Genomic DNA, 8,656 nt, shown 5'->3' with positions numbered 1-8,656 from the left:
ACCTCCCTCGGGCTGTCATCTTTCCGACGACGCTCTTGTTTGTCATCCATTGGATGACATGTTACAACGGTTTCAGTGAGGCGCATTGGCAGCAACTGCCCGAACCTTCTGGAGGTGTTTTCGATGTTGATGCGCACCGACCCCTTCCGTGAGCTCGACAGGCTGGCCCAGCAGCTGATCGGCCCGGGCACCTGGTCGCGGCCGTCCGCGATGGCGATGGACGCCTACCGCGAGGGGCACGAGTACGTGGTGGCCTTCGACCTCCCCGGTGTCAGCGCGGACGCGATCGACATCGACGTCGAACGCAACATGCTGACCGTCAAGGCTGAACGCCGGCCCGCGGCCAAGGGCGAGGACGTACAGATGGAACTCTCCGAGCGGCCGCTGGGCGTCTTCTCCCGCCAGATCGTGCTCGCTGACACGCTGGACACCGAGCAGATCAAGGCCGACTACGACGCCGGGGTGCTCACCCTGCGCATCCCGATCGCCGAGCGCGCCAAGCCTCGCAAGATCTCCATCGGCTCGGGATCCGACCGCAAGGAGATCTCCGGCTGAGCCGGACGATGCGGGCCGAACGGCGGCGGAGGACGGGCAACCGATCTCTCCCTCACCCCGTCCTCCGCACCCCACGGGACGGAGACTGGAAGAAGGGTGGCGATGGACGTGACCCTGCGACAGGAAGCGTTCCTGGAACATGTGAAGGAACGCGGCGAGTACGACAGCCTGCCAGAAGCAGAACGCGCGGCCCGCGTGGTGCTCGCCCTGCTCGGCGCACACCTGGTCGGCCAGGTACGCGCCGAGCTGGCAGCGCGCCTGCCGGAGGACTTCGCCCTCATCCTGATCAACCCGCTGCAAAGCAGAGAGCCCCTGCCACCGGAGCGGTTCCTGCGCGCGACCGCCGCCTGGATCGAAGGGGCCACCGAGCAGACCGCCGCCTGGGACGTCAGCGCCGTCCTCAGCACGGTCGCCGACGCGACCGGCGACGATCTGCTGGGCCAGATCCTGCTCCAGCTCCCCGCCGGCTACGACCTCCTCTTCGGCCACCCCCCAGCACGCCTGACCACCCACACCCCGGTGCCCCCGCACAGGCACCACGACCTTCGGCGACAGAAAGGGCAACGACCACAGTGATGACCGACCCGCGTGCACCGCTCCAGCACACACCCGTGATGACGTACGAGCAGCTGCTGGAGAAGGTCCGCTACGAAGGCGCCTACCCCACCCGGGAACGAGCCGAGGAAGCCGTCCGCCTGGTCCTCGCAGGACTCGGACGCCAGCTGACGGGCGACGAACGCGTCGAACTCGCCGGCCGCCTCCCCTTCGAAGCCGCAACGATCCTCACCGCACAGATCCCCGCCGCCCAGCCCCTGACCGGCTGGGCCTTCGTCAAAGACCTCGCTGCCCGCACCGGCGACACCCTGGGCACCACCCGCTGGGACACCGGGTCCGTCCTCTGCGCCGTCGCGGCCCTGGCCGGCCCCGGCCTCCTCACCCGCATCCTGCACCAGCTCCCCTCCGGCTACGCCCTGTTGTTCGGCCGCGCCGAACTCACCCAAGCCGCATAGACGGCCAACGTTCTGCTGAACATGCTGAAGTCGGTGGGCCTGCAGGGGTCCTGAGCCTTTACGCTGGGCGGAGCCGTCCCGGTAGCGTCCCCCGTGCCACCGGGACGGCTTGTGTGTCCGGGCGACGATAGGGGTCACTTTCTCGTCTACGGCAACCATGGTTGGCGCTGAGATTGATCAAGACCGTTGCCGGTCCTTGACGCGCCTAGGATTGCGAGGGTGACGGCAAGAATCAGTGACATCGAGAAGGCGGCCGGTGTGCTGCGCGCCGGCGGCCTGGTGGCTCTCCCGACCGAGACCGTCTACGGACTGGGCGCCAACGCCGAGGACCCTACCGCCGTCGCGCGCATCTTCCAGGTCAAGGGCCGCCCGCCCTCCCACCCGCTGATCGTCCACATCGGCGGCGCGAAGCTGCTGGACGACTGGGTCCAGGAGGTGTCCGCGACGGCCCGGCTGCTGGCCGAACGCTTCTGGCCGGGGCCCCTCACACTGGTCCTGCGGCGCGGTCGCCGGGTGCCCCTGCAGGCGACGGGTGGCTTGGAGACGGTGGCCGTGCGCGTGCCCGACCACCCCGTTGCCCTCGCACTGCTGTCGGCCTTCGGCGGCGGTGTCACGGCCCCGTCCGCCAACCGCTTCGGCTCGGTCAGCCCCACGACCGCGGACGACGTCCGTGCCGAGCTTGGAGACGCCGTCGACTTCGTGCTGGACGGCGGGCCCTGCGAGGTCGGTGTCGAGTCGACCATCGTCGATGTCACGGGCGAGATCCCGACCATCCTGCGGCCGGGCGGGGTGACGCGCGAGGACCTCGAAGCAGTGCTGGGGTGCCCGCTCGCGGTCCCCTCGACCAGCCGGATCCGGGTGCCGGGCCAGCATCCGTCCCACTACGCGCCGCGTGCGCAGGTCGTCCTCGTCGAGCAGGAGAAGGTCGTCGCCGAGGCGGAGCTGGCGCAGGAGCTGGGGCACCGGGTGGGCGTCTTTCTGCCTGCCGCCTTCGCCGACGCGGAGGTGAAGGCGCACGCGGTGGTGCAGGTCCCCGGTTCGATGGGCGCCTATGCGCGCGGGCTGTACGGGTTCCTGCGCGAACTCGACCAGCAAGGGTGCGACCTCATCGTCGCTTCCTTGCCGGTGGAGGAGGGGCTGGGACTGGCCATCGCCAACCGGCTCCGCCGCGCCGCGGGGCCCCGAACCCCCGTGTGACCAGCGCCGACGCCCCTACCGCTCCCGGGTGCGGCCTGGCGTCGTGGCAGATTCGGCTGAGCTTCCGCGGGTCTGGCAGGCCGTGCACAGTTCGCGCCGCCCGTCGTCGGGGACGAGCGTGCCCCCATCCCCCCGGCACCCCTCACAGTCCGCGGCCCGCGCCAGGCCGGCGTGGGGAGGGCGGTGCCGGGCGCGTGGTCGGCTCCGTGAGCCATCGGGTAGTGCCCTTCGGGATGATCGAGCGGTGAACGCGGTGGGTCCCCAACCAGGTTTACGGGTCTGCTGCGACCGGGGGAAATCCCCTAGGGGCAGCCACGGCCGGGATGGTCAGGACGCGGCGGGGACCGCCGCATCGAGGCCGCGAGAGGCGACGAGCTGTGCACTGCCGTCGGCCAGCCGGTAGGACAGCCCCACCACACCGAGGCGGCCGGCGGCCACCCGCTCGGCCAGGACGCGGGAGCGTTCGAGCAGCAGGTCCACGGTGTGCTCGATGTGCTCGGCCAGGATCTCTTCGGCCTGGTCGCGCCCGGCGGCGCGGGCTGCCAGCACGCTCGGCGTCACCCGTTCGACAACATCACGGACGAAGCCGCCGGGCACCCTGCCACCGTCGGCTGCCGCACGGGCGGCTGCGATGGCCCCGCACGAGTCGTGCCCGAGCACGACGACGAGCGGGGCGTCGAGCACGCTCACCCCGTACTCGACGGAACCGAGGACTTCTGCACCGGCGACATGCCCCGCGGTGCGCACCACGAACAGGTCGCCCAGGCCGCGGTCGAAGATGATCTCAGCGGCCAGCCGGGAGTCGGAACACCCGAACAGCACGGCGAAGGGCTGCTGGGACGGTGCGATCTCGGTGCGGCGTATGGCGTCCTGGTTCGGGTGCTCGGGGGCGCCTGAGACAAAGCGCTGGTTACCGGCCATGAGCAATTCGAAGGCGTCGCGGGGCGTCGGGTTCAGGATCTCGGTCATGGCGGCAGCCTACGAGCAGGCACCAGCCGTCGCACCGCCTGGTCCCGCCAGAGGCCGCCGAAGCGGGCCACGCTGACGGCCTTGTCATCACCCCCAGGCGCCGGGCGAAGGCGGCCTTGGTGCGGAACCCCAGCGCGCGACGGTGCTGCCCCGCTGTTCCCCGAGGCCGGATATACCCATGCCTCAAGACAGGTTGGCTTCGTGCGCGGCAGAGCAGCGTTTTAGGCCCTCCGGCTTGGGTGTCTGCGACACGCCCCCTCGCCCCGCATCATCGGGAAGTGCCGGCTACCGACTCCAGCAGTCATGGCTGGGGCTCCACCCCGACAGGGTGGAGCCCCAACCCGTGACACCGCCGGAGTGTCAGCGTTTGAAGACGTCCTTGATGTTTTCCTTGGCCTGCCGGGCGTGGCCGGTGGACTTCTCTGCCTGTCCCTCGGCGGTCACGCGCTCGTTGCCGACCGCGTGCCCCATCGCCTTCTTGACCTTGCCCTTGGCCTGCTCGGCCAGCGCCTTGGCCTTCTCACCAGCGGTCATGACGGATCTGCCTCCTCTAACGATGTCGTCTTTGGGGGTAAGCACCGTCTGCCCGGGGCCGGCCTTCATAAACGAGGCGTTCGGTGCGCATGCTCGAGGACCGGGAGGGCAAACGGAGCGTCAGGAGGTTGAGAAGATGGTTCCGCTGTTGCTTGTTCTGCTTCTCGCGCTGCTTTTGTTCGGTGCGGGTTTCGCGCTGAAGATCCTCTGGTGGGTTGCGGTCGTCGTGCTGGTGGTGTGGCTGCTCGGCTTTGTGATGCGCTCGGCCAGTCCCGGCGGCGGTCGGAGCCGCTGGTACAGGTGGTGACCTGGGAGCACTTTTTGCGTGCATGGTGAGGGCTCGGCCGGACGACATCCGGCTGGGCCCTTCCTTCAGGTTCGGCCGCGTGCGAGTAACGAGCACAACGAAAAGGTGGTCCTGAAGCAGCCCCCGGAGGGAGCCGCACGGGCTGCCTGGTTTGCTTGCGAGATCGAAGGGCAGGCGGGCTTTCGTGCTTCGGATCGGAGGCGCACGCCTAGTAGTGCTTCGTTACGTCGGGTGATCTCGCCTGGTGGTAGCTATCGTCCTGGTATGAGGCCGGGGGAAGTGGAACGGCTCCGGGGTGAGTTATCGGAGTTCGTCGCGGATGTGTTCGCTTCGGTGCCGCAGCGGGATCAGCGGCGGTGGGGCGAGTGCTGTCTGCGGGGTCTGATGCTGGACAGCCGTCAGAAGTCGATCCAGGGGGCTTCGAGCGAGTGGGGACGCCGGAGCCGGTGCTGCGGCGAACGTGCGGTGGCTGTCGCGCCACCGCCACCCCCGCTGCCGACAGCGTCCGGTCGCGGTCCGGCTGATGGAGGAAACAAGGTCTTCGCTCACGTGCCGGTGCGTGTTGGGTGGCCGATCAGCCGGTGTCCCCGGCCTGTGCCCTGGTGCGCCCCTGCGTGTGCTCTGGCACGGTGCGGCGGCAAGGGGCTCTGCTGGCTTCGAGGAAGTGGCCCGGGTCCCAGTCCATGTCGGGTATGCCGACGGCGCGGGCGTCCCGTGTCGCGCTTGACCACCGGCAAGGAGTCAAATGACCGCTGAAGTCACCATTCCGAGCATCGACATCCCCTTTGCCCCCTCGCGGACGAACCCCCTGGGAGGCCGGCTACACCCCGCCACGCTGGAGTGGACACGTGACTTCGGCCTCGTGACCACCGAAACGGCCGCCGGGCGTCTGAGGAGATACCAGGTCGATGTGATCGTTTCCTACTACGCTCCCACTGTCGACGACTGGCCCGCGTTGCGGCTGTTCACCGACTGGATGGCCTGGGCGGCCCTGTTCGAAGACCAGATCGACGAAGCCACCGCAGGTCTGCGCCCCGACTTTCTCGCCCCGGTCCTGGACGACTTGCGCGCCGTCCTCCTCGGCGAGACCGGCTCGCAGGCCCGGCCGAACCCCGCCAGGGAGGCTTTGGCTGACCCTGTGGCGACGCACTGTATGTGACAGCCCGCTGTCGTGGCGCCGGCGCTTCTATGAGCACATGTCCGATGCGTTCCGCTGCCAGCTGCGCGCCTCGGTCCACCGGGCCACTCGAACGCCGATGGACGTCGCCACCTGTCTCGATCTCCGCGGCAGGCTGGGCTGGGTCGCTTTCGCACACGACCTTCAACACCACATCCACCGCGTATGGCTCCCTGACACCGTGTACTGCCCCACGCCGTACCAGGCTCTGCTGTGGAGCGCGGCCGACATCATCATGTGGACCAACGACCTCGTCAGCTACACCAGGGAGGCGGCTTCCGCAGAGACGAGCAACCTGGCACTGGCCCTTCAAGCCGAACTCGGCCTTACCCCTCAGCAGACGGTGGACGAGGTCCACCGCATGATCGCCGAGAAGGTCCAGGACTTCCTCAAGGCGGGCCGGGAACTGCCCGGTCTCGTCCGTTCGCTGGGCCTGTCCGACGACGTCCGGCTGGTTGCCGAGCAGTGCCTCGCACACCTGCGCACGCTGGTCCGTGGAACCCACGACTGGCACGTGAGCTGCGAGCGGTACCGCCCCGGCGGCGATGGAGCAGCGGACCGGCACGGCTTCGACGACCTCTTCGGGGTCGCTCACGATGTGAGGTGACCCCTGTGGTACTCCAGGGGTCACCTCACAGTTTCCGTCACTCCCAGAGGGGCGACTCCTCCGGCCCGCCAAGGTTGACGCCGGCTACATCGGCCATCTGCCTTGCCCCTCCGAACATTGAGAAGCGCCTATGGCTCTCAGACAGAAATTTGATATGCCAGCTATCCGACTGGTCTCAGCGCCCGCGCGAGCGCGTCGACGGTCACGCCGACGATCGCCCGGAGTTGCTCCGGGCTCGACCCGGCCCTGCCCATCACCGCGAGAGACTGGTTCACGGCCGCTACGTGTACGGCGAAGTCCTCGGCGTTCTCGTCGGACATTCCGCCGGCCTTCAGCGCGGTGCGCAGGCGCGGGCGCTGGAGGCCGAACAACATTTTGACGTGCTCTGCGACGCTCGGGCTCAGCGCCGGACTCGCCATGACCGACTGGGCCATCAGGCATCCGTCGGGCACGGCGGGGTCGGCGATGCGCCCCAGGGTGACGTCGAAGAACGCACGGACGGCGGCGACGGGGTCCTCGGCCGCGCACGAGAGGGCGGCGTCGAACTTGTCGCCGTAGCACGTGGCGTAGCGATCCAGGCAGCGAAGGAAGAGCGCGTCCTTGTCGCCGAGCGAGGAGTAGATCGAGCTGCGGTTCAGGCCGGTCGCCCGGGACAGGTCGTCGAGCGAGGTGTCGGCGTAGCCGGAGCGCCAGAACTGGATCATCGCGGCGTCGAGCACCGTGTCCATGTCGAACTGCTTCTTGCCTGCCATGCGGCCCATGCTCCCATCTTGGACTGATCAGTTCAAGACGTGCTAGCGTCGAATCACGGTCCACCCGCCTCGATGGAGGATTCCCATGACCAACCCCGTCCCCGCGCACGACCTGCCCCTGCATGACCTGGCCGGATTCACGCACCGCTGGGTCGATGCCGACGGCGTCCGCCTGCACGCCGTCGATGGCGGTCGGCCGGACGGACCGGCCGTCGTCCTGCTCACCGGGTTCCCGCAGACGTGGTGGGCCTGGCGAAAGGTCATGCCTGCTCTCGCCGATCGGTTCCGGGTCATAGCGATCGACCGGCCGGGCCAAGGCCATTCCGAGCATCCGGAGCTCAGCTACGACACGCACACGGTCGCCGCGCACATCCAGGACGCCGTGGACGCTCTCGGCGTGCGGGACTACTGGCTCGCCGGGCACGACATCGGCGCCTGGGTCGCCTTCTCCCTCGCCCTGAACTACGAGAGCCGACTGCACGGGGTCGCGCTGCTCGACGCCGGAATCCCCGGTATCACCATGCCGGAAGCGATCCCCCTCGACCCGACTCTGGCGTTCAAGACCTGGCACTTCGCGTTCCACGTGGTGCCCGATCTTCCCGAGACGCTGATAGCCGGCCGCGAGCGGGAGTACATCAGCTGGTTCCTGAAGACCAAGTCCCTCGCGCCCGACGCGTTCGAGGAAGCAGAGCTCGACCACTACGGCGCGGCCCTCGCCGTCGATGGCGGCCTGCGCGCCGGCCTTGCCTACTACCGCGACGCCGCCGAGTCCGCGCGCAAGAACCGCGCGGCACTCGAGCAACGGCGACTGACCGCGCCCGTCCTCGCAATCTCCAGCAGCCACGGCTCGATCCCGGACATGGCGGCCTCCATCAGCCCGTGGGCCGAGAACGTGACCGGCGTCATCGTGCCCGACGCCGGTCACTACATCCCCGAGGAGCAGCCCGAGGCCGTCGCCGCCGCCCTCACCGACTTCTTCAGCGGCCGTTAGTGCTCTAGCAGGAGGGCAATCCCCATTGCCGTCGGGGGCCCGTCAGTTACGGGCCCGCCCCGTGCGCCTACGGACGTGCCGCGAACCGCCCGTCGCCCCGCTTGTGCAGCCAGCCCCGGGCGGCGAGCTTGGTCATCTTCGCCCGCAAAGGTTCCAGCTTGCCGCGTACCGAGGCGTCCAGCCCCAGCCGCTCGCCGACCGCCCTGACCTGCACCGGGCCGTCCGCCTCCCGCACGATCGCCAGGATCTTGCGGTAGTCGCCGGGCAGCCCACCCTCGTCGGCTGCGTCGCCGCGGTGCGGGATGAGCAGGACTGCCCGCCCGGCCACCTTCGCCGCCCGATGATCTACACCATGGTCATCGGCCGCCGACCACCACGAGTGCCCAACTCGCCATTCACACCAGACCCGTGACCTGCGACTTCACGATGCACACCGCTCAATGGCGAACCCGGCAAACCATCCGCAGCGACGCGTACACACGCGATCAGTTCATCTCGCCGGCTGAGAACGCATCAGCCCTGCCCCTAAACCCCATCAACACTCACCACAAAGGGTC

Annotated in this window: 11 protein-coding genes and 2 pseudogenes; 9 read left to right on the top strand and 4 right to left on the bottom strand. The window is 68.9% G+C overall.

Features of this window, described 5'->3' with window-relative positions; all coding sequences use genetic code 11:
* Positions 1-123: 123 nt before the first annotated feature.
* The 4 genes and pseudogenes from BIV25_RS42100 (at position 124) to BIV25_RS42085 (ending at position 2,762) form a co-directional block, all read left to right on the top strand.
* Complete coding sequence (locus BIV25_RS42100) at positions 124-555, top strand: Hsp20/alpha crystallin family protein (protein WP_071377869.1); 432 nt, start codon at positions 124-126, stop codon at positions 553-555.
* A 108-nt stretch (positions 556-663) separates the two neighbouring features.
* Positions 664-1,047: pseudogene (locus BIV25_RS42095) on the top strand (DUF2267 domain-containing protein); the annotation flags it as partial.
* 80 nt (positions 1,048-1,127) lie between these two features.
* The gene (locus tag BIV25_RS42090; protein ID WP_071377868.1) at positions 1,128-1,565 is read left to right on the top strand and encodes a DUF2267 domain-containing protein; all 438 of its coding nucleotides are present in this window, start codon (positions 1,128-1,130) and stop codon (positions 1,563-1,565) included.
* A gap of 219 nt (positions 1,566-1,784) precedes the next feature.
* Positions 1,785-2,762, top strand: coding sequence for an L-threonylcarbamoyladenylate synthase (locus tag BIV25_RS42085; protein WP_071377867.1), 978 nt, complete (start codon positions 1,785-1,787; stop codon positions 2,760-2,762).
* Between the two features lie 327 nt (positions 2,763-3,089).
* On the opposite strand, the gene BIV25_RS42080 is transcribed toward BIV25_RS42085, so the two are convergent.
* Positions 3,090-3,731: a carbonic anhydrase gene (locus tag BIV25_RS42080; protein WP_071377866.1), complete on the bottom strand. Its 642-nt coding sequence runs from the start codon at positions 3,729-3,731 to the stop codon at positions 3,090-3,092.
* Positions 3,732-4,091: 360 nt separating this feature from the next.
* Positions 4,092-4,265 carry a CsbD family protein gene (locus tag BIV25_RS42075; protein WP_071377865.1) on the bottom strand — a complete coding sequence of 58 codons (174 nt, stop codon included), beginning with the start codon at positions 4,263-4,265 and terminating at the stop codon, positions 4,092-4,094.
* Between the two features lie 136 nt (positions 4,266-4,401).
* Between BIV25_RS42075 and BIV25_RS42070 the strand changes: the two genes are divergently transcribed.
* The 4 genes and pseudogenes from BIV25_RS42070 to BIV25_RS42060 all read left to right on the top strand — a co-directional run bounded on the left by BIV25_RS42070 (position 4,402) and on the right by BIV25_RS42060 (position 6,356).
* Positions 4,402-4,572: a hydrophobic protein gene (locus tag BIV25_RS42070; protein WP_071377864.1), complete on the top strand. Its 171-nt coding sequence runs from the start codon at positions 4,402-4,404 to the stop codon at positions 4,570-4,572.
* A 264-nt stretch (positions 4,573-4,836) separates the two neighbouring features.
* A pseudogene (locus tag BIV25_RS53775) lies at positions 4,837-4,986 on the top strand (IS701 family transposase); the annotation flags it as partial.
* A gap of 331 nt (positions 4,987-5,317) precedes the next feature.
* The gene (locus BIV25_RS42065) at positions 5,318-5,731 is read left to right on the top strand and encodes a hypothetical protein (RefSeq protein WP_071377863.1); all 414 of its coding nucleotides are present in this window, start codon (positions 5,318-5,320) and stop codon (positions 5,729-5,731) included.
* Positions 5,703-6,356 carry a terpene synthase family protein gene (locus BIV25_RS42060; RefSeq protein ID WP_371273138.1) on the top strand — a complete coding sequence of 218 codons (654 nt, stop codon included), beginning with the start codon at positions 5,703-5,705 and terminating at the stop codon, positions 6,354-6,356. The genes BIV25_RS42065 and BIV25_RS42060 overlap by 29 nt, the downstream gene beginning before the upstream one ends.
* 161 nt (positions 6,357-6,517) lie before the next feature.
* Here the strand turns inward: BIV25_RS42060 and BIV25_RS42055 are convergent, their stop codons facing one another.
* Complete coding sequence (locus BIV25_RS42055) at positions 6,518-7,108, bottom strand: TetR/AcrR family transcriptional regulator (RefSeq protein WP_071377861.1); 591 nt, start codon at positions 7,106-7,108, stop codon at positions 6,518-6,520.
* Between the two features lie 85 nt (positions 7,109-7,193).
* Here BIV25_RS42055 and BIV25_RS42050 point away from each other — a divergent pair, with 85 nt between their 5' ends.
* Positions 7,194-8,099, top strand: coding sequence for an alpha/beta fold hydrolase (locus BIV25_RS42050; RefSeq protein WP_071377860.1), 906 nt, complete (start codon positions 7,194-7,196; stop codon positions 8,097-8,099).
* A 67-nt stretch (positions 8,100-8,166) separates the two neighbouring features.
* Here the strand turns inward: BIV25_RS42050 and BIV25_RS42045 are convergent, their stop codons facing one another.
* A complete protein-coding gene (locus tag BIV25_RS42045) occupies positions 8,167-8,427 on the bottom strand; it encodes a hypothetical protein (protein ID WP_071377859.1) in 261 nt (86 codons plus the stop codon).
* Positions 8,428-8,656: the final 229 nt, after the last annotated feature.

The sequence above is a fragment of the Streptomyces sp. MUSC 14 genome (assembly GCF_001866675.1).
GTDB lineage: Bacteria > Actinomycetota > Actinomycetes > Streptomycetales > Streptomycetaceae > Streptomyces.
Note: the sequence above shows the minus strand (reverse complement) of the source record. Positions and strands in the feature narration are given on the sequence as shown.

Excerpts from the sequence above, each read along its gene's own strand:
- BIV25_RS42080 (WP_071377866.1), bottom strand. The coding sequence starts at position 3,731 with ATGACCGAGATCCTGAACCCGACGCCCCGCGACGCCTTCGAATTGCTC.
- BIV25_RS42100 (WP_071377869.1), top strand. The coding sequence starts at position 124 with ATGTTGATGCGCACCGACCCCTTCCGTGAGCTCGACAGGCTGGCCCAG.
- BIV25_RS42050 (WP_071377860.1), top strand. The coding sequence starts at position 7,194 with ATGACCAACCCCGTCCCCGCGCACGACCTGCCCCTGCATGACCTGGCC.
- BIV25_RS42075 (WP_071377865.1), bottom strand. The coding sequence starts at position 4,265 with ATGACCGCTGGTGAGAAGGCCAAGGCGCTGGCCGAGCAGGCCAAGGGC.
- BIV25_RS42055 (WP_071377861.1), bottom strand. The coding sequence starts at position 7,108 with ATGGCAGGCAAGAAGCAGTTCGACATGGACACGGTGCTCGACGCCGCG.
- BIV25_RS42065 (WP_071377863.1), top strand. The coding sequence starts at position 5,318 with ATGACCGCTGAAGTCACCATTCCGAGCATCGACATCCCCTTTGCCCCC.
- BIV25_RS42070 (WP_071377864.1), top strand. The coding sequence starts at position 4,402 with ATGGTTCCGCTGTTGCTTGTTCTGCTTCTCGCGCTGCTTTTGTTCGGT.